Source organism: Streptomyces sp. NPDC054796 (assembly GCF_053611545.1).
On record NZ_JBSHAO010000018.1, the window covers coordinates 80,312 to 103,378 of the forward strand.

The 23,067-nt window shown below is 71.8% G+C and carries 23 protein-coding genes; 11 read left to right on the top strand and 12 right to left on the bottom strand.

Going from position 1 to position 23,067, the window contains the following annotated elements:
• Window positions 1-5 precede the first annotated feature (5 nt).
• Together ACWGJ2_RS17435 and ACWGJ2_RS17440 are read left to right on the top strand one after the other, a co-directional pair.
• Window positions 6-1,367, top strand: a complete 1,362-nt coding sequence (locus ACWGJ2_RS17435) for an MFS transporter (protein WP_453346965.1) — start codon at window positions 6-8, stop codon at window positions 1,365-1,367.
• Between the two features lie 121 nt (window positions 1,368-1,488).
• Window positions 1,489-2,250, top strand: coding sequence for an IclR family transcriptional regulator (locus tag ACWGJ2_RS17440; RefSeq protein ID WP_453346966.1), 762 nt, complete (start codon window positions 1,489-1,491; stop codon window positions 2,248-2,250).
• A gap of 205 nt (window positions 2,251-2,455) precedes the next feature.
• Here the strand turns inward: ACWGJ2_RS17440 and ACWGJ2_RS17445 are convergent, their stop codons facing one another.
• Window positions 2,456-2,884, bottom strand: coding sequence for an Asp23/Gls24 family envelope stress response protein (locus tag ACWGJ2_RS17445; protein WP_453346967.1), 429 nt, complete (start codon window positions 2,882-2,884; stop codon window positions 2,456-2,458).
• Between the two features lie 154 nt (window positions 2,885-3,038).
• A complete protein-coding gene (locus ACWGJ2_RS17450) occupies window positions 3,039-5,159 on the bottom strand; it encodes an MMPL family transporter (protein WP_453347023.1) in 2,121 nt (706 codons plus the stop codon).
• Window positions 5,160-5,314: 155 nt separating this feature from the next.
• Between ACWGJ2_RS17450 and ACWGJ2_RS17455 the strand changes: the two genes are divergently transcribed.
• The 3 genes from ACWGJ2_RS17455 (at window position 5,315) to ACWGJ2_RS17465 (ending at window position 8,952) form a co-directional block, all read left to right on the top strand.
• Window positions 5,315-5,764 (top strand): MarR family winged helix-turn-helix transcriptional regulator, encoded by a 450-nt coding sequence (locus tag ACWGJ2_RS17455; protein ID WP_453347024.1) that lies wholly within the window; start codon window positions 5,315-5,317, stop codon window positions 5,762-5,764.
• 90 nt (window positions 5,765-5,854) lie between these two features.
• Entirely contained in the window at window positions 5,855-7,435 is a 1,581-nt protein-coding gene (locus ACWGJ2_RS17460; protein ID WP_453346968.1) for an SDR family oxidoreductase, read from the top strand.
• Complete coding sequence (locus ACWGJ2_RS17465; protein ID WP_453346969.1) at window positions 7,432-8,952, top strand: cryptochrome/photolyase family protein; 1,521 nt, start codon at window positions 7,432-7,434, stop codon at window positions 8,950-8,952. The genes ACWGJ2_RS17460 and ACWGJ2_RS17465 overlap by 4 nt, the downstream gene beginning before the upstream one ends.
• 152 nt (window positions 8,953-9,104) lie before the next feature.
• Here ACWGJ2_RS17465 and ACWGJ2_RS17470 read toward each other — a convergent pair whose 3' ends face one another.
• The 7 genes from ACWGJ2_RS17470 to ACWGJ2_RS17500 form a co-directional block, all read right to left on the bottom strand.
• Window positions 9,105-9,617: a hypothetical protein gene (locus tag ACWGJ2_RS17470; protein WP_453346970.1), complete on the bottom strand. Its 513-nt coding sequence runs from the start codon at window positions 9,615-9,617 to the stop codon at window positions 9,105-9,107.
• Between the two features lie 17 nt (window positions 9,618-9,634).
• Window positions 9,635-9,820, bottom strand: a complete 186-nt coding sequence (locus ACWGJ2_RS17475) for a hypothetical protein (RefSeq protein WP_453346971.1) — start codon at window positions 9,818-9,820, stop codon at window positions 9,635-9,637.
• Window positions 9,817-10,104 (bottom strand): hypothetical protein, encoded by a 288-nt coding sequence (locus ACWGJ2_RS17480; protein ID WP_453346972.1) that lies wholly within the window; start codon window positions 10,102-10,104, stop codon window positions 9,817-9,819. Before ACWGJ2_RS17480 ends, ACWGJ2_RS17475 begins: the two co-directional genes overlap by 4 nt.
• A complete protein-coding gene (locus ACWGJ2_RS17485; protein WP_453346973.1) occupies window positions 10,101-10,469 on the bottom strand; it encodes a hypothetical protein in 369 nt (122 codons plus the stop codon). Before ACWGJ2_RS17485 ends, ACWGJ2_RS17480 begins: the two co-directional genes overlap by 4 nt.
• On the bottom strand, window positions 10,466-10,882 hold the full coding sequence (locus ACWGJ2_RS17490; RefSeq protein ID WP_453346974.1) for a hypothetical protein: 417 nt from the start codon (window positions 10,880-10,882) through the stop codon (window positions 10,466-10,468). Before ACWGJ2_RS17490 ends, ACWGJ2_RS17485 begins: the two co-directional genes overlap by 4 nt.
• Window positions 10,883-10,979: 97 nt before the next feature.
• Window positions 10,980-11,636 carry a transcriptional regulator gene (locus tag ACWGJ2_RS17495; protein ID WP_453346975.1) on the bottom strand — a complete coding sequence of 219 codons (657 nt, stop codon included), beginning with the start codon at window positions 11,634-11,636 and terminating at the stop codon, window positions 10,980-10,982.
• The gene (locus tag ACWGJ2_RS17500) at window positions 11,636-12,187 is read right to left on the bottom strand and encodes a helix-turn-helix domain-containing protein (RefSeq protein WP_453346976.1); all 552 of its coding nucleotides are present in this window, start codon (window positions 12,185-12,187) and stop codon (window positions 11,636-11,638) included. The genes ACWGJ2_RS17495 and ACWGJ2_RS17500 overlap by 1 nt, the downstream gene beginning before the upstream one ends.
• Window positions 12,188-12,288: 101 nt before the next feature.
• Here ACWGJ2_RS17500 and ACWGJ2_RS17505 point away from each other — a divergent pair, with 101 nt between their 5' ends.
• Window positions 12,289-12,984 (top strand): HAD family hydrolase, encoded by a 696-nt coding sequence (locus tag ACWGJ2_RS17505; protein WP_453347025.1) that lies wholly within the window; start codon window positions 12,289-12,291, stop codon window positions 12,982-12,984.
• 206 nt (window positions 12,985-13,190) lie between these two features.
• Window positions 13,191-14,408 (top strand): cytochrome P450, encoded by a 1,218-nt coding sequence (locus ACWGJ2_RS17510; RefSeq protein ID WP_453346977.1) that lies wholly within the window; start codon window positions 13,191-13,193, stop codon window positions 14,406-14,408.
• A 158-nt stretch (window positions 14,409-14,566) separates the two neighbouring features.
• On the opposite strand, the gene ACWGJ2_RS17515 is transcribed toward ACWGJ2_RS17510, so the two are convergent.
• Both ACWGJ2_RS17515 and ACWGJ2_RS17520 read right to left on the bottom strand, forming a co-directional pair.
• A complete protein-coding gene (locus ACWGJ2_RS17515; protein ID WP_453346978.1) occupies window positions 14,567-15,781 on the bottom strand; it encodes an acyl-CoA dehydrogenase family protein in 1,215 nt (404 codons plus the stop codon).
• A gap of 18 nt (window positions 15,782-15,799) precedes the next feature.
• On the bottom strand, window positions 15,800-16,258 hold the full coding sequence (locus ACWGJ2_RS17520; RefSeq protein ID WP_453346979.1) for an SCP2 sterol-binding domain-containing protein: 459 nt from the start codon (window positions 16,256-16,258) through the stop codon (window positions 15,800-15,802).
• Window positions 16,259-16,327: 69 nt separating this feature from the next.
• Here ACWGJ2_RS17520 and ACWGJ2_RS17525 point away from each other — a divergent pair, with 69 nt between their 5' ends.
• From ACWGJ2_RS17525 to ACWGJ2_RS17540, 4 genes are all read left to right on the top strand, one after another.
• Window positions 16,328-16,963, top strand: a complete 636-nt coding sequence (locus ACWGJ2_RS17525; protein WP_453346980.1) for a TetR/AcrR family transcriptional regulator — start codon at window positions 16,328-16,330, stop codon at window positions 16,961-16,963.
• Between the two features lie 183 nt (window positions 16,964-17,146).
• The gene (locus ACWGJ2_RS17530; protein ID WP_453346981.1) at window positions 17,147-18,484 is read left to right on the top strand and encodes an acetyl-CoA C-acetyltransferase; all 1,338 of its coding nucleotides are present in this window, start codon (window positions 17,147-17,149) and stop codon (window positions 18,482-18,484) included.
• Window positions 18,485-18,606: 122 nt separating this feature from the next.
• Complete coding sequence (locus ACWGJ2_RS17535) at window positions 18,607-20,523, top strand: AMP-dependent synthetase/ligase (protein ID WP_453346982.1); 1,917 nt, start codon at window positions 18,607-18,609, stop codon at window positions 20,521-20,523.
• Window positions 20,524-20,571: 48 nt separating this feature from the next.
• Window positions 20,572-22,497, top strand: coding sequence for a GMC oxidoreductase (locus tag ACWGJ2_RS17540; protein WP_453346983.1), 1,926 nt, complete (start codon window positions 20,572-20,574; stop codon window positions 22,495-22,497).
• Window positions 22,498-22,545: 48 nt separating this feature from the next.
• Here the strand turns inward: ACWGJ2_RS17540 and ACWGJ2_RS17545 are convergent, their stop codons facing one another.
• Window positions 22,546-23,055 carry a DUF3574 domain-containing protein gene (locus tag ACWGJ2_RS17545; protein ID WP_453346984.1) on the bottom strand — a complete coding sequence of 170 codons (510 nt, stop codon included), beginning with the start codon at window positions 23,053-23,055 and terminating at the stop codon, window positions 22,546-22,548.
• Window positions 23,056-23,067 lie beyond the last annotated feature (12 nt).

Consider the following 23,067-nt stretch of genomic DNA (forward strand, 5'->3'; position numbering starts at 1 on the left):
CGGGAATGACAGCGGCGTCACCCTCCCGTCGTCCCGGCGGCGGGTTCTGGTCGTCGTCCCGCGCCCGGTATCTGATGCCGATCGCGTTCGTCACCTACTCGCTCGCCTATCTCGACAAGTCCAACTACGCGATCGCCTCGGCGGGCGGCATGGCCGAGGAACTGGACCTCTCGGCCGGGCTCGACTCGCTGATCGCCGCCTCCTTCTTCCTCGGCTACTTCCTCTTCCAGATCCCGGGGACGATCTACGCCGAACAGCGCAGCGCCCGTCGCCTCGTGGCCTGGTCCACGGTCGCGTGGGGCCTGCTCGCCGTGCTCCAGGGACTGCTGAGCAGCCCGGGCCAGCTCATCGCCGTGCGTTTCGCGCTCGGGGTCGTCGAGGGCGCCGTGCTGCCGTCGATGGTGATGCTGCTGGGCCGCTGGTTCACCAAGGGCGAGCGCGGACGGGCCAACACCCTGCTGATCCTCGGCAACCCGATCACCGTCATGTGGCTGTCGGCGGTCTCCGGCTGGCTCGTCTCCGTCTCCGACTGGCGGGTCATGTTCATCATCGAGGGCGCGCCCTCCGTGGTGTGGGGCCTGCTGTGCCTGCGGCTGATCAAGGACCGCCCCGAGGAGGCCCGCTGGCTGCCCGACGCCGAACGCGACGAACTGCGCGCGGGCCTCGCGGCCGAACAGCTCGCCTCGACCAGGTCTCTGGGCACACCGCGCGAGGAGTACCGCAGGGTGCTGCGCTCGCGCCCCGTGCTGCTGATGGCCGTGCAGTACTTCTTCTGGTCCTTCGGCATGTACGGCTTCGTCTTCTGGCTGCCCGCCATCGTGAAGAAGGGCTCGGGCGAGGGCATCGGCGCGACGGGGCTGATCTCGGCGGTGCCCTACGCCTTCGCCGTCGTCGCCATGCTGCTCAACTCGCGCCTCTCCGACCGCGCCGGACGACGGAAGCTCGCCGTGTGGCCCTGGCTGGGCGCAGGCGGGCTCGCGCTGTTCGGCTCCTACGCGGCAGGCACGAACTTCCCCCTGGCGCTGGCCCTCCTGACCCTCGCCGGACTGTGCATGTACGCGCCCTACGGGCCCTACTTCGCGCTCATCTCCGAGCTGGCGCCCGCCGGGGTCTCCGGCGCCGCCGTCGCCCTCGTCAACTCCTTCGGCGCGCTCGGCTCCTTCGCCGGTACGTATCTCGTGGGCTGGGTGCGGGGGACGTCGCTCGGGGACGCGGGGGCCTTCGGCTTCATGGCCGTGTGCACGCTGGTCTCGTCGGCGCTGATGCTCGCGGTACGGGAGCCGCGCGTTACGGTGAACGCGCGGCCCGGTGCGGGGGCTCCGGTTGCTCCGGGTAGGCCGGATGCTCCGGCCACTCCCCCGGCCTGATCAGGGGGCGGCGACGCTCCGGCACGGTCCTGGGCAGCCCGGCGCCCTGAGTGAACGGCACACGCGGCGCGGGTCGCACGAACGACGGCGAAGCACGAACGGCGACGAGGAGAGGCACGCGGTGAGTGGAGCGTCCGGCGACGACATGCTGAGCCGGGGGCTGCGGCTGCTCACCGTGCTCGCCGACCACCCCTCGGGGCTCGGCGTCAGCGCGGCGGCCCGCGCGGCGGGGCTCCCCGTGAGCAGCGCGCACCGGCTGCTCGGCGGGCTGGCGGCCGACCGGTTCGTCGCGTACGACGAGGACACCAGGCGCTACGCGCTCGGCGTGCGCGTCCTGGAGCTGTCGCGGGCCTTCCAGCGCTCGCCCGCCGGGTACTCGGCCGCCGCCGGACCGCTGCGGCGGCTGGCCTCGCGGACCGGACTCCCCGCGATCGCCGGGATCCTGGACGACGGCGACGTCCTCCTCGTCCTCACCGCGCAGGGCACCCAGCACCTCCAGTTGCGCAGCGCGGAGGGCACGCGCAACCCGTGGCACGCGACCTCACTGGGCAAGGCGCTCGCGGCGACGCTGCCCGAGGCCGAGCGGGAGAAACTCCTCGCCTCGGACCTGCGCGGGGTCACTCCGCGCACGGTCACGGAGCCTGACGCGCTGCGCGCGGAGCTTGAACGGGTACGGGAGCGGGGGTGGGCCGAGGTGGACGAGGAGAACGAGATCGGCGTGCGGTCCGTTGCCGTCGCCGTGCCCGCGTCGGAGCCGGGGCGACGCTCGCGCCTCGCCGTCTCCCTGGGCGCGACGGTGGTCCTCACGGCCGCCGCCGAACTCCGCGCCCACCTCCCGGCACTCCAGGAGTGCGCCGCCGAAATCGCCGCCCACACGGACTGACGGCCCCTTCGCGGGGAGCGGAAGGAAACGGGGGGGTTGCCCCTTTCACGGGGTAGTTGCGCGGGACGGTTGGCCGGTGTGGTGGGCACTGTAGGGTCCCGCGCTGATTTTTGTGCCGCGTCACGCAGTGGGGTGGCGGGGCGCCGTCGTTTTTCGGCTTCCCATGCTGTGTGGGCTTCACCCCGCACCCCGTGATGGGGAACCGTTAGCCGAGGTTGCGCCCCGAGGAGCCGCCCTTGTCCGTGTCGTCGTCCTCGTCGCTGCCCTCAAGGTAGACGTCGGTCACGGTGATGTTGACCTCGACCACTTCGAGACCCGTGGTCCGCTCGACGGCCTGGATGACGTTGTTGCGGACACTCTGCGCGACCTTGTGGATGGCCTCGCCGTAGTCGACCACGATGCTCAGGTCGATCGCGGTCTGCGTCTGCCCCACCTCGACGGACACCCCCTGGGTGACGTCCTCCGAGGCCCCGACCCGCTTGCGTACCGCCCCCATCATCTGCGAAGCCGTACCGCCGAGAGCGTGCACGCCCCGCACCTCGCGGGCCGCGATACCGGCGGTCTTGGCGACCACGGCGTCGGCGATGGTGGTGGTGCCGCGCTGGCCATTGGACTGGGTGGTGTTCTCGGCCATGGGTTCTGAACCTCCGCGTCGAGCGGCCGTACCGTCGCGTCCGGCCCGCCCCCACATCGTGGGACGGGCCGGACGTCACCGCGCGGCGGGCGCCGCCCCCGTTACTGCACACGGGTGACGCCGCACCACACCTCACCGCCCAGCGCAGCGTCCGTCACTTGCCGATGCGTTTCGAGGGCCACCACACGGCGGGCCCGATCGACCGCACCAGCGCCGGGACCAGCAGGGAACGGACCACGAGTGTGTCCAGCAGCACCCCGAAGGCGACGATGAACGCGATCTGCGCGAGGAAGGCGAGCGGGATCACGAACAGTGCGGCGAACGTCGCGGCGAGCACCACGCCCGCCGAGGTGATCACTCCGCCCGTGGCCGTCAGCCCCTTCAGCGTGCCCGCGCGGGTGCCGTCGCGCAGTGCCTCTTCGCGGACCCTGGTCATCAGGAAGATGTTGTAGTCGACGCCGAGTGCCACCAGGAAGACGAAGCCGTAGAGCGGGACGGACGCGTCGGTGCCCGAGAAGCCGAAGAGGTGGATGAAGACGAGCGCCGAGACGCCGAGGGTGGCCGCGAAGTTGAGAGCCACCGTCGCCACCAGCAGCAGGGGCGCGACCAGCGAGCGCAGCAGCAGGACCAGCACGGCCAGGATGATCAGCAGCACTGTCGGCGCGATGATCGTGCGGTCGTGCGCCGCGGTCTCCTGGGTGTCGTACTGCTGGGCCGTGTAGCCGCCGACGAGCGCGTCCGCGCCCTGCACCCGGTGCACCGTGTCGCGCAGCCTGCTGACCGTCTCCTTGGCGGCTTCGCTGTCGGCGTCGTCCTTGAGCGTGACGTCGATCCGTACGCGCCCGTCCACCACCTTGGGCTCGCCCGCGCCGGGCTGCCCGGACGCGGTGACCGGGGATGCGGAGGCGACGCCGTCGGTGCCGCGCGCGGCCTCGGTGACCCGGTCGGCGCTGTCCGCGGCGGCCAGGACGACGGCGGGGTTGCCGGAGCCGCCGGGGAAGTGCTCGCTGAGCGCGCGCTGTCCGGCGACGGACGGGGTGTCCTTGACGAAGGTCTCGCTGAGCGGGACGCCGTGCGCCGTGAGCAGGGGCGAGAAGGCGGCGCAGGCGAGGAGCAGGACCAGTGCGGCGGCCCAGACGCGGCGGGGCGCGCGGTCGACGGCCGTCGCGGCCCGCTTCCACACCCCGCGCCCCGGCACCGCGTCCGCGTCCCCGTCCGCGTCCCCGTTCGTCGCCGGGCCGCTCTCCTCGGCGGGGCGCGGCTTCGCGGGCCAGTACGCGGCACGGCCGAGGAGGACGAGCACGGCGGGCAGGAAGGTGAGGGCGCTGAGCGCGGCGCAGACGATGCCGATGGCGCCGACGGGGCCGAGCGCGCGGTTGTTCGTCAGGTCGCTGAGCAGCAGTGCCAGCAGGCCGAGCGCGACGGTCGCGGCGCTCGCTGTGATGGCGCCGAAGGAGCGGCGCAGCGCGGCGCGCGCGGCGGCGAAGCGGTCGCCGTGCGCGTCGAGTTCCTCGCGGAAGCGGGCTGTGAGGAGCAGCGCGTAGTCCGTCGCGGCGCCGATGACGAGGATGGAGAGGATGCCCTGGACCTGTCCGTCGACGCGGACGACGTCGTGGTCGGCCAGCGCGTAGACCACCGCGCAGGCCAGGCCGAGCGCGAAGACGGAGCCGAGGATGACGACGAGCGGGAGCAGCACGCTGCGGTAGACGAGCAGCAGGATCAGCAGGACCACGCCGAGCGCGACGACGAGCAGGATGCCGTCGATGCCCGCGAACGCGTCGGACAGGTCGGTCTGGGTGACCGCCGGGCCCGCGAGCTGCACCGTCGCGCCTTCGACCTGTCCGGCCGCGCTCTTGATGCCGTCGAGTGAGGTCTCGAAGCCGTCCTCGGCGCCGGATGTGAGCTGGACGACGCCCTGGAGCGCGCGGCCGTCGGCCGAGGGCAGCGCGGGGGACGCCTGGCCTGTGGCCCCTGGCACGTCGGCGGCCGTCTTCAGAGCGCGGGTGGCGGCGGCGCGCTGGTCCGGCTGGATCTTTCCGTCCTCGGCGACCCAGATGACGACGGCGGGCACGGACTCGCCGTCCTCGAACGCCTTCTGGGCCTCGCTCACCTTGGTGGACTCGGCGCTCTGCGGCAGGAAGGCGGCCTGGTCGTTGGTGGACACCTCCCCCAGCTTTCCGGCGTACGGGCCGAGGGCGCCGCCGACGCCGAGCCAGACGATGAGGAGCGCGAGGGGGATCAGCCACCTGGACCGGTTCCGGGCGGGTTTCATCAGGTCCTCCAGGGCCTTTCGGGGGTGCTCGCCGTACTTTCCGAGCACGGTACCTCAATAATTCATTAACTCACTCATTGAGATTTTGTATCGTACCCCGTGTGCTGCCGACAGATCCGCCCACAGACCTCCAGACCTTCGCCGTCCTGCTCCGCAGGATGAACGCGGAGTTCAACCGCCTCGCCCACGAGTTCGCCCAGGAGCACCGGCTCCATGTGACGGACGTGCAGGCCCTGATCGTGATCCTGGACGGCGGCAGCGGCGGCAGCGCGGAAGCGCTCGCGGGCGGTGCCGACGGCGAGGAGCGCCCGCCGGTCACCCCCGGGATGCTGAGGGAACGCCTCAATCTCACCTCCGGCGCCGTCACCGCCTGCCTCGACCGGCTGGAACGCGCGGGGCACGTACGCCGTACCCGTGACCCCGGGGACCGTCGTGTGGTCCATCTGCACTACGAGCCGCGCGGCATGAAGATCGCGCGGGCCTACTTCGAGCCGCTGGCCCGCAGCACGGAGGCCGCGCGTGGCCGCTTCAGCGAGGCGGAACTGAAGACCGTCGTGCGGTTCCTCGCCGCCATGAACGAGGAGGTCTCGGCGGTACACCGCGAGTGACCGTGACCCCGGCCCCTCACACCCGGCCCGTAGCCCCGCGCCCGGCGCGCCGAATGGCGGCGGGCCCGGGAGCGCGTGAGCCTGGAGCCCATGGGCACTGAGCGAGCGGACGGGCGGGAACGAGCGGACCGGGACGGGCAGGGGCCGCTGTGCCTCGTCACCGGCGCGACGGGCTACATCGGCGGGCGGCTGGTGCCCGAACTGCTCGACGCCGGGTACCGCGTACGCTGCCTCGCCCGCGACCCGAACCGGCTGCGCGACCAGCCCTGGCGGCAGCGCGTCGAGGTGGCCACGGGTGATGTGACACGCCCGGAGACCCTTCCCGCCGCGTTCGAGGACGTGGAGGTCGCCTACTACCTCGTCCACGCGCTGGGCTCGGGCTCCGACTTCGAGCGGGTGGACCGCGAGGCGGCCCGCTCCTTCGGCCGCGCCGCGAAGGAGGCCGGGGCCGGGCGCCTGGTCTACCTCGGCGGGCTCACCCCGCCCGGCGTGCCCGAGTCCGAGCTGTCCCCGCACCTGCGCTCGCGGGCCGAGGTCGGCAGGGAGCTGGCCGCTTCCGGGGTGCCGACGGCGCAGTTGCGGGCCGCGGTCATCCTCGGCTCGGGGTCCGCGTCGTTCGAGATGCTGCGCTACCTCTCCGAGCGGCTGCCCGCCATGATCACCCCGCACTGGGTGAACACCCGCATCCAGCCACTCGCCGTGCGCGACGTGCTGCGCTATCTGGTGGCCGTCGCGGAACTGCCGCCCGAGGTGAGCCGCGCGTTCGACGTCGGCGGGCCGCAGGTGCTCACCTACCGGCAGATGATGCAGCGCTACGCGTCCGTCGCCGGGCTCAAGCGTCGGCTGATCCTGCCCGTGCCGCTGCTCACCCCGCGCCTGTCCAGCCGGTGGGTCGGCCTGGTCACGCCCGTGCCCAGCGGCATCGCCGAGCCGCTGGTGGAATCGCTGCGCTACGAGGTGGTCTGCCGCGAGCACGACATCGCCGCGTACGTCCCCGACCCGCCCGGCGGACTGACCAGCTTCGAGCAGGCCGTACGCCTGGCGCTGCGCAGGGTCAAGGACCGCGACGTGGCCACGAGCTGGTCCTCGGCCTCGCTCCCCGGCGCCCCCAGCGACCCGCTCCCCACCGACCCCGACTGGTCGGGCGGCAACCTCTACCAGGACCGGCGCGCGCGGGCCGTGGACGCGCCGCCCTGGGCGCTGTGGCAGGTCGTGCGCGGCATCGGCGGGCAGAACGGCTGGTACTCCTTCCCGCTGGCCTGGTCCGTGCGCGGGCTGCTGGACCGGCTCTCCGGCGGCGTCGGACTGCGCAGGGGGCGCCGCGACCCGTGCGATCTGCGCGTCGGCGACTCGCTGGACTTCTGGCGCGTCGAGGAGGTCGTCCCCGAGAAGCTGCTGCGGCTGCGCGCGGAGATGCGGCTGCCGGGGCTGGCCTGGCTGGAACTGTGCGTCGAGGACGACGGCAGGGGCGGCTCCGTCTACCGTCAGCGCGCCCTCTTCCGGCCGCGCGGCCTGGCGGGGCACGCCTACTGGTGGAGCGTGTCGCCGTTCCACGCGATCGTCTTCGGCGGGATGGCCCGCAACATCGCCCGCAAGGCACGGGAAACGGCGCGGGGTGCTCCCCCGGACCCCGCGCGCCGGCGCACCACTCCCGAGGGCTCCCCCTCGTGACCCGGCGCGGGGGTGCGCGCCCGCACTGGCTCTTCGGCGACCAGCTCGGCCCCCACTTCATCGACCCGCGCGGGGACGGACCCGACCGGCAGGCGCCCCTCGTCATGATCGAGGCGACGTCGGTCCTCGCCCGTCGCCGCTTCCACCGCGCCAAAGCCCACCTCGTGCTGTCCGCCATGCGCCACCGCGCGGCCGAACTCGGCGACCGGGTGCGCTACGTGAAGGCGCGTACGTACCGCGAGGGGCTGCGCGAGGCCGTCGGCTCGGACGAGGTGACGGTCTGTCATCCCACGTCGCGGGCCGCGCTCGGGCTGGTCGGCTCGCTGGAGCAGGTGACGGTGCTGCCCGCGCGCGGCTTCCTGGTGCCGCACGGGGAGTTCGCGACGTGGGCGGCCGGGCGTGGCGGCTCCCGTACCCGGCTGGAGGACTTCTACCGCTGGACGCGGCGGCGCCACGAGCTGCTGATGGACGGCGACGGACCGGCGGGCGGCGCCTGGAACCTGGACCACGACAACCGCGAACCGCCGCCCTCCGGCGCGCAGACCCTCGGTGTGCCGGAGCCCTGGTGGCCCACGGAGGACGCGATCGACGAGGAGGTCAGACGCGACCTGGACTGCTGGGAGCGCGAGGGGACCGTCTCCTTCGTGGGCCGTGACGGGCCCCGTCTCTTCCCCGCCACGCGGCAGGAGGCGCTGGCGGCGCTGAAGCGGTTCGTCGCGCACCGGCTGCCGGACTTCGGGCGGTACGAGGACGCGGTGCTGGCCGGGGACCCGTGGATGAGCCACAGCCTGCTGTCCGCACCCCTGAACCTGGGGCTGCTGGACCCCGCCGAGTGCGTGGAGAAGGCCGAGGAGGCGTGGCGCGCGAGCGAGGCACCGCTCAACAGCGTGGAGGGCTTCGTCAGGCAGATCGCGGGCTGGCGCGAGTACGTGTGGCATCTGTACTGGCACTTCGGCGAGGACTACCGGCACCACAACGCGCTGCGCCACCACGCGCCGCTCCCCGACTGGTTCCTGGAACTGGACGCGGACGCCGTCACGGCCAACTGCCTGTCCACGACGCTGGCCCAGGTACGCGACACGGGATGGGTGCACCACATCCCGCGGCTGATGCTGCTCGGCAGCCGCGCGTTGCAGGACGGCTGGGACCCGGCCGCCGTCACCGACTGGTTCCACCGCGGCTTCGTGGACGGCTACGACTGGGTGATGCTGCCCAACGTCGTCGGGATGTCGCAGTACGCGGACGGCGGCATGATGACGTCCAAGCCGTACACCTCGGGCGGCTCCTACATCCGCAGGATGAGCGACCTGTGCGGGCCGTGCGCCTACCGCCCCACCGAACGCTCCGGCGAACGCGCCTGCCCGTACACGACGGGCTACTGGGCCTTCCTGCACCGGCACCGGCAGCGCTTGGAGAAGAACCACCGCATGGCGCGCGCGGTGAAGGGCCTCGACCGGCTGAACGACCTCGGCCCGCTCCTGAAGGAGCACGCGGAGAGGGGGGACGTGCCGCCGTGAGGGGGTGCGGTGAGGGGGTGGTTCGGCGGGTGTGCCTGCCCCGGCCCCGGATCCGGTGCGGGGGCTGGGCGCCGGATCCGGGCACCGTGCTGCCGGGGCAGGCGGACCCGCCCCCTGGACCGCTGCCGACGGTTCCCCAGGGGGCGGGCGTCTTATGGGGCGGGGGTGGGGTCCGGGTTGGGTGTGACGGTGGCGAGCTGGAGTGTGCGTCCGCCGACGAGGGGTGCGGTGAGGATGACGGTGCGGCCCTCGTGTTGCAGGGCCTTGCCGATGCGGGTGTGGCGGGCGTGCCACCAGTGTCGGGGTGCGAGGAGGGTGCTCAGGCAGTCGCGCGGGGTGCCGTCGACGGTAATGCGTTCGCCCTTGTCGCGGAGGCGCAGGGGGCGGCAGGCGTGGGCGGTGAGGAGGGTGGCCATGTTCCCCTCCATGATCTCGATGACCTGCCCTCGCGGCATGGGACGCGGGTAGCTGGTGAGGAACGCGGTTCCGTGCGGGAGTTCGTACATGAGGCGCACGGCGCGATCCTGGATGCGGCGCATCACGAAGTGCGCCTGCTGGCCCTCCAGTACGGCCACGGGGAAACCCGATGACGTTGCCCACCCGTGGGGGTCGTAGAGGACATCCTCGGGGTCGGCGGGGATGAGGACGGTGTGGTCACGGGGCACGGGGTTGCTCCTGGGGGTCAGCGGGTGGCGGTGACGTAGACGAGGGTGACGATGAGTGCGGCGAGGACGGTTATGGAGGCGATCTGCTCGCGCCGCCCTGGCGGGCACAGGGGGCAGGCGAGGACGGGCTGTTCCGGGCCGTGCCACTGGACGATGCGGCCCTCTGCCGTCCAGCAGCCGCACCGGGCACAGACTCCGGTCACGGTGTGCGCACCACGCGCAAGGCGGGTGGTGGTTCGGCGTCCGGCTCGGGCTCGGCGGGTTCGGTGGGGGCGGGGCGTTTTCCGACACCCGTGAAGACGGTGATGACGCGGGCCACGGTCTCCCCGGTGACCTCGGCACGGATCGCCGCGAGGGGCAGGTAGGCGCCGTGCCCGGGGCACAGCCACACCGGCTCATGCCACGGATAGCGCGCCGTGGGCAGGTAGCGCACCACGGGACCTACGTGGCGGTCATCTTCGACCGCGCACTTGTGTGGCGCGCTCACCGGTTGGTCTCCGGTGCCTGTTGCTGGCGTACGGCGTCCAGCGCGGCCCGCAGTGCCTCGGGTGAGGTGCGGGTGCGGTCGTTGCCGCTGAGCCAGTGCACACCGGGTCCCTGGGTGCGTTGCGGTCCGGGCATGAACAGCCACGCACCGATGCTCAGATGCTCGGTGCCCGCCCCGAAGCGCGTGTCCGTGTCGCAGGGGATGAGGAAGACGAAGTCCTCGTCGTCGCGGAAGACGGCAGCCGCGTTCCCGAGCTGGGCGAGCACCGGCTGGCCGAGCGTGGCGGGCATGCGCACGGCGTCCCACTCGCGCCCGGCGGGCCGCATCTCCCAGCGCATCCGACCGGGCGGAATCTCCGCGCTCACCGCCCGCCCTCGCCCTCGTCGTCGCGGGGTCCGTGCTCGGCGCGGATCACGGCGTCGAGCACTACGTGCAGCAACCGCGCGTCCGTCAGACCGTGTGCGTCCCACGGCCTTGTCCAGTGCGGGGAGGCGGAGCGGGTGCACCAGCCGGGCGGGATGGTGAGGTACTGCGTGGTGCTGAGCAGTTGCACGCACGAGGCCTCGGGCACCGTCCACCCCTGCGTCGCGCGCGGATCGACCAGCCAGGTGAGGCGACGACTGAAGGGGTCCCGGATCACCGCACCCGACTCCCTCCCCAGCCGGTCCAACACCCGGTCACCCAGATACGCGGGCACCTGGACCGCATCCCAGTACACCCCGGCGGGCAGTAACTCGGCGGCGACCCCGGAGGGCGGAGCCCAGCTCTTCGTGCGCATTGATCGTCTCGTCTCGTCTCGTCGGACTTGCGACGTTAGGAGACGAGTACCGGCCGGACCCGAACTGAGAGTTCGGGTACACCACGGGCTCGGGCTACTACACGAGACCGAGACGCTCCGCCAAGGCCACGACCTGCCTACGATACGTAGGCCGTGCCCGGCCCATGAGCTGGGTGATCAAGCGGTGTGCCTCCGGGCTGTGCGCGAGATCCTCCGGCGCCAGGCACTCCAAGTCGAGGAGGTGGACAAGGACGGCGGCATCCTCCTTGCGCTGGGCGTAGCAGCGCGCGATTTCGAGGCCGAAGGTGAACCGCCGCTCGCGGGATGGAAGAGCGCTGATGTCGATCTGGTCCGCGATGCGCAGTGCTTCTGCGGTCTCTCCGGCCTCCATTTCGATGCTCAGCCGGTGAAGGTCGACGTTCGTGGGCCCGAAGACGGTCCACATCACGTTGCCCTCACCCGCCTTCGCGGCCTGCGGGGCCGCCCCGCGATCCAGCCTCTGCCGGGCCTGTCCCCACTCCTTTCGTCGAACGGCGCTGGTCGCCTTGACCAGTTCCAACGCTCCGGTCATGGCGACGGAGGCAGGTGTGGAGGGTGCTTGGCGCAGTTGGTGAATGCCGTTCGCCGCGATCGTCTCCGCGCCCTCGGGCTGGCTGTCGCTCAGGAGGACGTGGCCGAGGTTCCACTGCGCGGCTGCGATACGGATGGGGTCGTCGGCTTCTTCGGCCGCACGCCGGGCCCGGTCGGCGACCATCAGGGAGAGTCGATACGGGCCGTGCGGCGGCAATAGGACCGCAGCATGCCGTACAGGTCCGCCGCGCACCGAAAGACTTCTCGCCGTGCGGCTGTGTCGGTGCTTCTCCGGTGGGCGCGAATGGCCCGTTCGGTGTCGGCAATCAGAGCGGGCAGCACCTCTGCTGCCTCGCTGAACCGTTCCGCAGAGGTCTGCCAGGTACGCCACACGGCTTCGACGCGGTCACGAAGCACTGCGGGCGCGGCCGGAAGAGAGCGGGAGCGGGCAGCGGGGGAACTCATGAGGGCATCCGCGACCGAAGGCACGGCAGCGATATTGCCCTCCCTGCCCGAGGGCGGGGGCTTCCCGTCGAGGAGGTAGGCGAGTGGCACGCCCAGTTCATGCGCGATGAGGAGGAGTACATCCACCGAGGGAGTCTTCAGACCGCGTTCGATCTGGGACAGGTACTCGACGGTGATACCGCACAGCCCCGCAATGGCGGCCTGAGTACGGCCGTTCCTCTCCCGGGCATGTCGAAGACGTGTCCCGATGCGAAGTCTCGGCGTCTCCATAGCCGCTTTCCCCTCGTCGCTGTAGAGGCGGACCGTACGGTCAGGGTAGGAGTACTGGGCCCGTCGGGGGCCGGTTGAACCGAACGAGTGAGGGGCGGCTGATGGTGCGGCTCGTGCTGTGGGACATCGACCACACACTGGTCTCGACCCGAGGCGTGGGACGGGAGTTGTTCGGTCGGGCCTTCTGCGAGGTGACCGGACGGGAGATGCGCGAGCAGGCGGCCGTGGACGGCATGACCGACGCGACGATCTTCCAGGAGACCGCCAAGCTGCACGGCATCGATACCGGCAGGGCCGACTTCGAGCGCTTCGCCTTCGTTCTGGCGGAGGAGCATCTGCGTCACGCTCCACAGGTCCGCGAGCGCGGGCATGCCCTGCCGGGTGCGGCCGCCGCGCTGAGCGGCGTCGCCTCCCTCACCGGGGTCGCGCAGACCGTGGTGACGGGCAACGTCCGCGGTTCCGCTGAGATCAAGCTGCGGGTCTTCGGGCTGGACTCGCAGATCGACTGGGGCATTGGCGCGTACGGCGAGGACGACGACGAGCGCGCTCAGCTCGTGCGTATCGCCCTGGAGCGGGCAACGGCGCAGGCGGGGAAGCCAGTGCCTCCGGCCGAGGCCGTACTGATCGGGGACACTCCTGCCGATGTGGAGGCGGGGCATGCGAACGGTGTCCGCGTCATCGCGGTCGCGTCAGGGCGCAGCGACATGGACGCGCTGCGGGAGGCCGGGGCGGGGACGACGCTCCCGAGCCTGGAGGACACGGAGGAATTGCTCAAGCGGATCGCTATGTCCGCGTAGCCACGCGGCAAATGTCACGGCGACACCCCCGGCCAGCCCAGCCACGCGCGCGACGACCACGCCCAACGGCGCCCCGCACCGGCAACCATTCCCGTGAACGGCTGCGTCGGCCAGGGGCAGCGTGCGACGATCACTCGGACTTCGTGCCCGATGACGAACCGGGCCCGCGCTGCCCGATGTCCGGGCCGTCGGCCCCTGGAGCCAGTGTGTCGGAAATTCTTTCGGAAATACCGGTCAGCGATGTCGATCTCTATACACCCGAGGCGCGGGCCGACCCGTACGCGATCTACGCGGAGCTACGGAAGCTCGGGCCCGTGGTGCACCTGTCCCGCTACGGCCTCTACGCGCTCCCGCGCTACCAGGAGGTGCGCGCGGCGCTCATGGACTGGCGGACGTTCTCCTCCGCTCGCGGGGTGTTCGTCGATCCGGGGATGAACGCGCAGCTCGAAGGGATCACGCTGTGCAGCGACCCGCCCGAGCACACCGCGATGCGCTCGGTGCTGGGCCGTCCGCTGCGTCAGGACCGGATGCGCGAGGTCATCCCCACGATCGAGGCGGAGGCCGAGCGGATCGTCGCGGAACTGGTCGGCCGGGGCCGGTTCGACGCCGCGACGGAGCTGGCCGAGCACCTGCCCATGGCCGTCGTCTCCGAGCTGGTCGGGCTGCCCGACCGGGGGCGCGCCAAGATGCTGGAGTGGGCCGCGGCCATGTGGGACATGCAGGGGCCCGCCGACGAGCGCTTCGCGCGGGCCGCACCCGTGGTCGAGGAGTTCATGGACTTCGTCGCCCACGAAGCGGTGCCCGGGCGCGTCCACCCCGACGGCTGGGCCGCCCACCTCCACCGCGCTGCGGACGACGGGGAGTTGCCGCGCGAGAAGTGCCCGGCGCTGATGCTCGACTACGTCACGCCGAGCCTCGATACGACGATCCTCGCGATCACCAGCACGATCGCGCTCTTCGCCGCGCACCCGGACCAGTGGGACCTGCTGCGGTCCGACCGTTCGCTGATCCCCCACGCGATCAACGAGTCGCTGCGTCTGGAGACCCCGGTCCCGCAGTTCAGCCGGGTCCTCACCGAGGACCACGTGATCGACGGGATCGCCCTCCCCGCGGGCAGCCGGGTGGCGCTGCTCTACGGGTCGGCCAACCGCGACGAGCGCCACTACCCGGACGCGGAGCGCTTCGACATCACCCGACGCGCGTCGGACCATCTGGCCTTCGGGCGCGGCGAGCACGTGTGCGTCGGGATGCATCTGGCCCGGCTGGAGATGAGCACGCTGCTGGACCGGCTGCTCGACCGGGTGAGCCGCTTCGAGACCGTGGCCTCGACGCCGCTGGTCAACAACGGTCTGCGCGGCCTGGAACACCTTGAGGTCACCGTCCGTACCGAGCCTGCCGCCGACGGAGCCCCGCCCGGCCAGTAGCGCTTCGTCAGGTCCGTCCGGGCTCTTACGAAGCTCCCGGCCATGTCATGGCGACTTACGACCCGGCCGTGACCGGTCTCCCCGCGCCCCCGCCCGCGGGGAGACCGTCCCGTCCCACGGGGGAGACCCCTCGTCGGCCTCGGCACCCGCCAACCCCGTCAGCGGATCTGCCGCCCCGAGATCGCGCGGGCGATCACCAGGCGCTGGATCTCGCTCGTGCCCTCGAAGATCGTGTAGATCTTGCTGTCCCGGTACATGCGCTCCACCGGGTGCTCCCTGCTGTACCCCGCGCCGCCCAGGACCTGGACCGCCTTCTCGCTCGCCCTGACCGCGAGTTCGCCGGCGCGGAGCTTGGACATGGAGCCCTGGCCCGCCGTGAACTCCTTGTCGTTGCGGGCCATCCAGGCCGCCTGCCAGATCAGCAGGCGTACGGCCTCGATCTCCGTGCGCAGGTCGGCGAGGGCGAAGGCGATGGACTGGTTCTCGATGATGGGCCGCCCGAAGGCCACCCGCTCACCGGCGTACTCCAGCGCGTACTCGTAGGCGGCGCGGGCGATGCCGAGCGCCTGCGCGCCGACCGTCGGGCGGCTGACCTCGAAGGTGGCCATGGCCGCCTGGCCCTTGGCCCTGCCGCCCTCGCGGGCGCGCGCGAGCCGCTTGTCGAGGCGTTCCTTGCCGCCGAGCAGGCAGTGTCCGGGGACCCGTACCTCGTCGAGGAAGACGTCAGCCGTGTGCGACGCGCGCAGCCCCAGCTTCTTGATCTTCCGGTTGCCCTCCAGGCCCTTGGTGCCCGGCGGGACGATGAACGCCGCCTGGCCGCGCGAGCCCAGTTCGGGGTCGACGGAGGCGACGACGACGTGGACGTTGGCGATGCCGCCGTTGGTGATCCACGCCTTCTGGCCGTGCAGCACCCACTCGTCGGCCGCCTCGTCGTAACGGGCCCGCGTGCGCATCGCCGAGACGTCCGAGCCCGCCTCGGGCTCGGAGACGCAGAACGCGGCCAGCTTCGGGTCCGTCTCGTCACCGAAGCACTGCGGCACCCACTCGGCGAGCTGGTCCGGAGTGCCCGCGGAGAAGATCCCCGCGACGGCGAGCGAGGTGCCGAAGAGCGACATGCCGATCCCTGCGTCGCCCCAGAACAGCTCCTCGTTGGCGATCTGCAACGACAGCCCGCTGGGGTCGCCGAACATGTCGGCCAGCGACTCGAAGCCGTACAGTCCGATCTTGGCGGCCTCCTGGATGACGGGCCAGGGAGTCTCCTCGCGCTCGTCCCACTCGGCCGCCGCCGGGCGCACCACCTCGGCCGCGAAGCCGCGTACCCAGTCCCTCAGATCCCTCTGTTCCTCGGAGAGATCGAGCGAGAATCCACTCATGTCTGTCGCCTCCGCCCCTCAGGCCTTGGGGATGTCGAAGTAACGGGTCAGCCCGGAGGCCAGCCCGACGTCCCCGGCGACCTTGAGCTTGCGGGTCATGAACATCGTGACCGGGTTGCCGTTGCCCGAGACCAGCTTGAGGAACTCCGCGTCGCCCATGACGAGGGTGACGCGCGGGTCGGCCTCGCTGCGGCCCTCGGTGACGGTGCAGGTGCCGTCGGCTATGCGGGTCTCGTAGACCGTCTCCTGTTCGCCCGTCACCTTCCAGCGGATCAGTGCGTCGAGGGAGCCCGCGGCATCGGGGCGGAACTGCCGCCCCATGCGCCCGAAGACCTCGGCGAGCACGCGCTCGCGCATGTCCCCCTGCATGATCGTGGCGATGTCCTTGGTGGACGCCTTCTTGACGATTCCCGCGAACTCCTCGGGAGAGACCGCAGCGAAGTCCAGCCCGGCCAGTTCGTCGGCGATGTCTGCCATCACGCTTCCTTACCGCGTAGTAAACTTACTACGCGGTAAGATTACGCGAGGGTAGGTAGGCTGGCAAGGGTGACCGAGACACGTAAGCGCCGACTCCCCCGGAAGGTCAGGGAGCAGCAGATCATCGATGCGGCAGTCCAGGTCTTCTCCAAGCGCGGCTACCACGCCGCCTCCGTGGACGAGATCGCCGAACTCGCCGGGATCTCCAAGCCCATGGTCTACCTCTACCTCGATTCCAAGGAGGGGCTGTTCCTCGCCTGCGTCCACCGCGAGGCGGGACGGCTCACCGAAGCCTTCCGCGAGGCGGCGCGCGGCGCGCAGACCCCCGGCCTGCGGCTGCGCGCCGGGCTGTCCGCCTTCTTCGCCTTCGTCAGCGACCACAGGGACAGCTGGGTCGTGCTGCACCGTCAGACCTCGGCGATGAGCGAGACCGTCACGGCGGAGGTGTCGAAGGCCAGACGGTCCGTGATGGCACAGGTGGAGGGGCTGGTGCGGGCCGGTATCGCGGAGAGCGCGGGCGCGCCGGAACTGGGCGACGAGGAGGCCGACTTCGTGGCGCACGCCCTCGTCGGCGCGGCCGACACGCTCACCGACTGGATGGAGAGCCACCCGCGCGAGACGCCGGAGCGGGTCACGCAGCGGCTGATGAACATGGTGTGGGTCGGCATGCGCAACGTCCTGGCCGGAGAGTCGCTGGAGCCCTGAGCCCCCACGCCCCGGGGGACCTGTTCAGGGCCCGACGGAGACCCCGCCGCAACGCCCGGCGAGGGGCGCGTTCTCAAATTTGTGGCGACCGGGCATTGATTTCCGCTTACGCATAAGTAAGTTTACCGCAGAGTAAGTAAGTGGGAGCAGCCATCGCGCTGGGGCGCGCTAGGAGTGACAGTCATGGCATCGGTCGGGCGACGTGTCGCGATCATCGGAGGCAACCGCATCCCCTTCGCCCGCTCCGACGGGCCCTACGCCACCGCGTCCAACCAGGAGATGCTCACCGCGGCGCTCGACGGACTCGTGGACCGCTTCGGGCTGCGCGGGCGACTGCTCGGCGAGTTCGTCGCGGGCGCCGTGCTCAAGCACAGCAGGGACTTCAACCTCGCCCGCGAGGTCGTCCTCGGCAGCTCCCTGGACCACCGCACCCCGGCCTACGACATCCAGCAGGCGTGCGGCACGGGCCTGGAAGCGGTCATCCTCGTCGCCAACAAGATCGCGCTCGGGCAGCTCGACGCGGGCGTCGCGGGCGGCGTCGACACGGCCAGCGACGCCCCGCTCGGCGTCAACGACGAGCTGCGCAAGGTGCTGCTGGCGGCCCGTCGCGCCCGTGCGCTGCCCGCTCGCGCCCGCGCGCTGGCCAAGGCCAGGCCCCGCCACCTCGTACCGGACATCCCGCGCAACGCCGAACCGCGCACGGGGCTCTCCATGGGCGAGCACGCGGCGCGGACGGCAGCGGAGTGGGGCGTCAGCCGCGAGGCACAGGACGAGCTGGCGGCGTCGAGCCATCAGAAGCTGGCCGCCGCCTACGAGCGGGGCTTCTTCGACGACCTGCTGACGCCGTTCCGCGGCCTGGAGCGGGACCAGAACCTGCGGCCCGACAGCTCGGTCGAGAAGCTGGCCAGGCTCAAACCGGTCTTCGGCACGACGGGCTCGGGTTCCGGCAGCGCGACGGGCTCCGGCTCCGGCCCCGGCGCGACGATGACGGCGGGCAACTCCACGCCGCTGACCGACGGCGCCTCCACCGTCCTGCTCGCGAGCGAGGAGTGGGCCGAGGAGCACGGGCTGCCGGTGCTGGCGTACGTCTCCTTCTCGCGCACCGCCGCCGTGGACTACGTCGACGGGCCCGACGGCATGCTCATGGCCCCGGCCTACGCCGTGCCGCGCCTCCTGGACGCCGCCGGGCTCGGCCTCGGCGACCTCGACCTGTACGAGATCCACGAGGCGTTCGCCTCCCAGGTGCTGTGCACCCTCGCCGCCTGGGAGGACAAGGAGTTCTGCGTGCGGCGCCTCGGCCGCGACGCACCCCTGGGCACCGTCGCCCGCGACCGCCTCAACGTGGCCGGTTCCTCCCTGGCCACCGGGCACCCCTTCGCGGCGACGGGCGGCCGGATCGTCGCCACCCTGGCGAAGCTGCTGGCCGAGCGCGCGCGGGAGAAGGACGGCGCGCCCGTGCGCGGGCTCGTCTCGATCTGCGCGGCGGGCGGCCAGGGCGTCACCGCGCTCCTGGAGCGCTGAACCGCTCGGCCCGGCCCCGTACCACCTCCCCGATCTCCCCGATCTCCCCGATCTCCCCGACTCCCCGACTCCCCTCCCCACGAGGACCCCCTCTCTGCGAGCCGCGAACAGGAGCTTGAACCATGGGCGTACGGAAGGACCTGAGGAAGGCGAAAGGGCACACCCGGCTCGCAGAGCGCGTCTCGGTGGAGCTGGTCAGGGAGGCGGGCACCGTACGGGAAGTGCGCGCCTCCCACCTCGTGCCGCCCGCCGCCTCCGGCAGCACCGCCGACATACCCTTCACCAACGCGGCCGAGGCGCCCGAAGCCGTGGTGCTGCGCCGCAAGGAGGACGGCCAGTGGCGGCCCGTCACCGCGGCGGCGTTCGCCCGCGAGGTGACCGACGTCGCCAAGGGGCTCATCGCGGCCGGGCTCGAACCGGGCGGCCGGGTCGCGCTGATGTGCCGCACGCGCTACGAGTGGTGCGTCCTGGACTTCGCGATCTGGGCCGCTGGCGGGCAGTCCGTGCCGGTGTACGCCACCTCGTCGGCCGACCAGATCGAGTGGATCCTCACCGACTCGGGCGCAGCGCACATGATCGTGGAGACTCCCGAGCACGCGCTGACCGCGAGCACGGCCGGGGCGGCCATGCCCGAGCCGCCGCGCATCTGGGAGGTGGACGGCGGCGCACTGGCCGAACTCACCGCGCTGGGCCGGGACATCCCCGACGAGGAGGTGGCCAAGCGGCGCGCCGCGCTCACCCCGGACACCGTCGCCACGATCTGCTACACGTCGGGCACCACGGGCAGGCCCAAGGGGTGTGTGCTCACCCACGGCAACCTGCACGCCGAAGCGGCCAACACCATCGAGCTGCTGCACCCGGTCTTCACCGAGGTCACCGGGCAGGCCGCCTCCACGCTCCTCTTCCTGCCCCTGGCACACGTCCTGGGCCGCACCATCCAGATCGCCTGCCTGCGCGCCCGCATCGAGTTCGGCCACTGCCCCAGCATCAAACCCGACGAGCTGCGGCCCGAACTGAAGAGCTTCCAGCCGACGTTCGTCGTCGGCGTGCCCTACCTCTTCGAGAAGATCCACGACACCGGCCGCGCCATGGCCGAGAAGATGGGCCGCGGCTCCTCCTTCGAGCGGGCCGACCGGATCGCGGTGACCTACGGCGAGAAGGTACTCGCCCACCTTCTCGACAGGGGCGCGGGCCCCGGCCTCGGCCTCACCCTGGCGCACGGGCTCTACGACCTGCTGGTCTACCGTCGCATCCGCAAGGAGCTGGGCGGCAAGCTGCGCTACGCCATCAGCGGCGGCTCCCCCCTCGACCGCAGGCTGAACCTCTTCTTCCTCGCCAGCGGCATCGTCATCTACGAGGGCTACGGCCTCACCGAGACCACCGCCGCCGCCGTCCTCACCCCGCCCCTGAGCCCCCGTCCCGGCACCGTCGGCCAGCCCGTGCCCGGCACCGCGATACGCATAGCCGACGACGGCGAGGTACTGCTCAAGGGAGGCGTGGTCTTCCACTCGTACTGGAACAACGCCGACGCCACGGCGGAGGTCCTGGACGACGGCTGGTTCGCGACCGGCGACCTGGGGCGGCTCGACGAGGACGGCTACCTCAGCATCGTCGGACGGAAGAAGGACATCCTCATCACCAGCGGCGGCAAGAACGTCTCCCCGGCGGTGCTGGAGGACCGGATGCGCAGCCGCCCGCCCGTGGGCCAGTGCATGGTGGTGGGCGAGGGCCGCAAGTACGTCGCCGCGCTCGTGACACTGGAGCCGGACGCCATCGAGCACTGGCTGTCCGTGCGCAAGCGCCCGCGTGACACCCCGGTCGCCCAACTGCGCGACGACCCGGAGCTGCTCGCCGACGTGCAGCGTGCCGTGGACTACGCGAACGAGGCGGTGTCCTCGTCCGAGTCCATCCGCAAGTTCCGCGTCGTCGAGGGCGAGTTCACCGAGGAGAACGGCCTGCTCACCCCGTCACTGAAGGTCAAACGCCAGGCCGTCTCCGACGCGTACGCACGGGAGATCGAGGCGCTGTACGCAGGCTGAACCCGACACCCCCGCGCACGCACGGGCGAGGAGGAAGGACTTCGACACATGTCGCAGCACTTGGAGCACTTAAGCAACACCCCCGAGCACACCGACGGCGACCACGACCACGACCAGGACCACGACTACGACGTGGTCGTCATCGGCTCCGGGTTCGGCGGCTCGGTCTCGGCGCTGCGTCTCACGGAGAAGGGTTACCGCGTCGGTGTGCTGGAGGCCGGGCGGCGCTTCACCCACGAGACGCTGCCCAAGAACTCCTGGGACCTGCGCAACTACCTGTGGGCGCCCTCGCTCGGCCTCTACGGCATCCAGCGCATCCACCTCCTCAGCAACGTCATGATCCTGGCGGGCGCCGGGGTCGGCGGCGGCTCCCTCAACTACGCCAACACCCTCTACGTGCCGCCGCCCGCCTTCTTCCAGGACCAGCAGTGGGGCCACATCACCGACTGGCAGGAGGAGCTGAAACCCTTCTACGACCAGGCACAGCGCATGCTCGGCGTGCGGGCCAACCCGACCACCACGGAGGCCGACGAGCACCTGCGCGCCACCGCCGAGGCCATGGGTGTCGGTGACACCTTCCGGCTCACGCCCGTCGGGGTCTTCTTCGGCGACGGCCAGGACGCGCGGGGCGAGCGGGCGAAGGGCCCGGGGTACGAGGTGCCCGACCCGTACTTCGGCGGCGCCGGGCCCGCGCGCACCGCCTGCCTGGAGTGCGGCAGTTGCATGACGGGCTGTCGCGTCGGCGCGAAGAACACCCTCACCGAGAACTACCTCTACCTCGCCGAGAAGGCGGGCGCCGTGATCCACCCGATGACCACGGCCACGGAGGTGGCGGAGGACGGGCACGGCGGCTTCACGGTGACCACGGAGCCCACGGACCGACGGCGCGGAGGGTGGCGCGGGAGGCGGCGCGGTCGCGGTCGGCGGGTGCTGCGCTGCCGCAAGGTGGTCGTCGCGGCGGGCACGTACGGGACGCAGACACTCCTGCACCGCATGAAGGACACCGGCACACTGCCCCGCATCCCCGACGGGCTCGGCGCGCTGACCCGCACCAACTCCGAGGCCCTGGTGGGCGCACTCACCTTCCCGCGCCGCTACCGCAAGCGGTACGGCAGGGGCGCGGAGCTGGACTTCACCAAGGGCATCGCCATCTCGTCCTCGATCCACCCGAACGCCACCACGCACATCGAGAACGTCCGCTACGGCAAGGGCTCCAACCTGATGGCGCTGATCTGCGTGCCGCAGTACCGGACGGGCGGGAGGCTGCCGAAGTGGCTCGTCGCGACGGGCGCGTATCTGCGGCACCCGCTCCTGGTGGCACGCACCGCGACCACCTACCGCTGGTCGGAGCGCACGATCATCGGGCTCGTCATGCAGACCCTCGACAATTCGCTGACCACGTTCCGGCGGACGAAGGGCCTGCGCAAGGGCCTGCTCACCGCCCGCCAGGGGCACGGGGCGCCCAACCCGGTGCACATACCGGAGGGCGCCGAGGCGGTACGGCTGCTCGCGGAGCGCATCAACGGCTTCCCCGGCACCAATCTCGGTGAGCTGACCAACCGCCCGCTGACCGCGCACTTCCTGGGCGGCTGCCCGATCGGCGGGGACGCGGACAGCGGCGTCATCGACCCGTACCACCGGCTCTACGGGCACCCCGGCATCTCCGTCGTCGACGGCTCGGCCGTCTCCGCGAACCTCGGCGTGAACCCGTCGCTGACGATCACGGCGCAGGCCGAGCGCGCCATGTCGCTGTGGCCCAACAAGGGCGACGAGGACGCGCGTCCGGCGCAGGGCGAGCCGTACGTACGGCTCGCACCCGTCGCCCCGCGCCAACCGGCCGTGCCCGAGGACGCCTTCGGCGCACTGCGGCAGCCACTGCTGCCGGTACCGGCCATGCCGTCCTCGCGCCCGACCCCGTCGACGGAGGAGCCGGAGGAGCCGGAGGGGGCGGGCCCGGGGGCCGCACGCGCCTGAACGCGGGGCGCGCGTGCGGCTCCCGGGCCGCCCGCCGGTGACGGGGCATCAGAAGTCGACGCGGGCGCGGTCGTCGACGCGCGCGACGGACTCCTGGCCGAACTTGGCCTTGTACTCGTCGCGGATCTCCTCGATCTCCGGCGCGTTCTCCTCGTCCTGCGAGCTGGGGTAGAGCAGGACCAGCTCGTAGGAGCGCTCGCGCTCGATGGTGCCGTGCGCGTCGCGGTACTGGCCGTAGCCGTCCTGGACGGTCAGCCCGTCCGGGAAGCGCGGCGTGACGAAGGAGTCCACGAAGGCACGGAACTCCTTGTCCGTCACCTCGGGCCCGCCGTCGGGCCGCGCGGTGCCGAACAGCAGGCTCGTCTCGGTGTAAGGGCGCCCGTGACGGTCCCCGCGTGCCGCCGTGGCCGAGGCCGGGGCCGAGGTCCGTGCCGCCGATGCCTCGTCGGGCTGGAACGCCGCATACGCGGCGGGCGCGCCCCCGCCGACGAGCAGAACGGTCAGCGCGAGGGCCGCCAGGCGGGGGCGGGCGGTGAACTGCTGAAGCGTGAAGGCCATGGGGCTGGTCCC

Bases quoted from the DNA above. Each gene is read 5' to 3' on its own strand.
- ACWGJ2_RS17435 (WP_453346965.1), top strand. From the start codon at position 6: ATGACAGCGGCGTCACCCTCCCGTCGTCCCGGCGGCGGGTTCTGGTCG.
- ACWGJ2_RS17445 (WP_453346967.1), bottom strand. From the start codon at position 2,884: ATGGCCGAGAACACCACCCAGTCCAATGGCCAGCGCGGCACCACCACC.
- ACWGJ2_RS17455 (WP_453347024.1), top strand. From the start codon at position 5,315: ATGAACGCGGAGTTCAACCGCCTCGCCCACGAGTTCGCCCAGGAGCAC.
- ACWGJ2_RS17460 (WP_453346968.1), top strand. From the start codon at position 5,855: ATGGGCACTGAGCGAGCGGACGGGCGGGAACGAGCGGACCGGGACGGG.
- ACWGJ2_RS17490 (WP_453346974.1), bottom strand. From the start codon at position 10,882: ATGCGCACGAAGAGCTGGGCTCCGCCCTCCGGGGTCGCCGCCGAGTTA.
- ACWGJ2_RS17495 (WP_453346975.1), bottom strand. From the start codon at position 11,636: ATGGTCGCCGACCGGGCCCGGCGTGCGGCCGAAGAAGCCGACGACCCC.
- ACWGJ2_RS17500 (WP_453346976.1), bottom strand. From the start codon at position 12,187: ATGGAGACGCCGAGACTTCGCATCGGGACACGTCTTCGACATGCCCGG.
- ACWGJ2_RS17505 (WP_453347025.1), top strand. From the start codon at position 12,289: ATGGTGCGGCTCGTGCTGTGGGACATCGACCACACACTGGTCTCGACC.
- ACWGJ2_RS17515 (WP_453346978.1), bottom strand. From the start codon at position 15,781: ATGAGTGGATTCTCGCTCGATCTCTCCGAGGAACAGAGGGATCTGAGG.
- ACWGJ2_RS17520 (WP_453346979.1), bottom strand. From the start codon at position 16,258: ATGGCAGACATCGCCGACGAACTGGCCGGGCTGGACTTCGCTGCGGTC.
- ACWGJ2_RS17530 (WP_453346981.1), top strand. From the start codon at position 17,147: ATGGCATCGGTCGGGCGACGTGTCGCGATCATCGGAGGCAACCGCATC.
- ACWGJ2_RS17535 (WP_453346982.1), top strand. From the start codon at position 18,607: ATGGGCGTACGGAAGGACCTGAGGAAGGCGAAAGGGCACACCCGGCTC.
- ACWGJ2_RS17540 (WP_453346983.1), top strand. From the start codon at position 20,572: ATGTCGCAGCACTTGGAGCACTTAAGCAACACCCCCGAGCACACCGAC.
- ACWGJ2_RS17545 (WP_453346984.1), bottom strand. From the start codon at position 23,055: ATGGCCTTCACGCTTCAGCAGTTCACCGCCCGCCCCCGCCTGGCGGCC.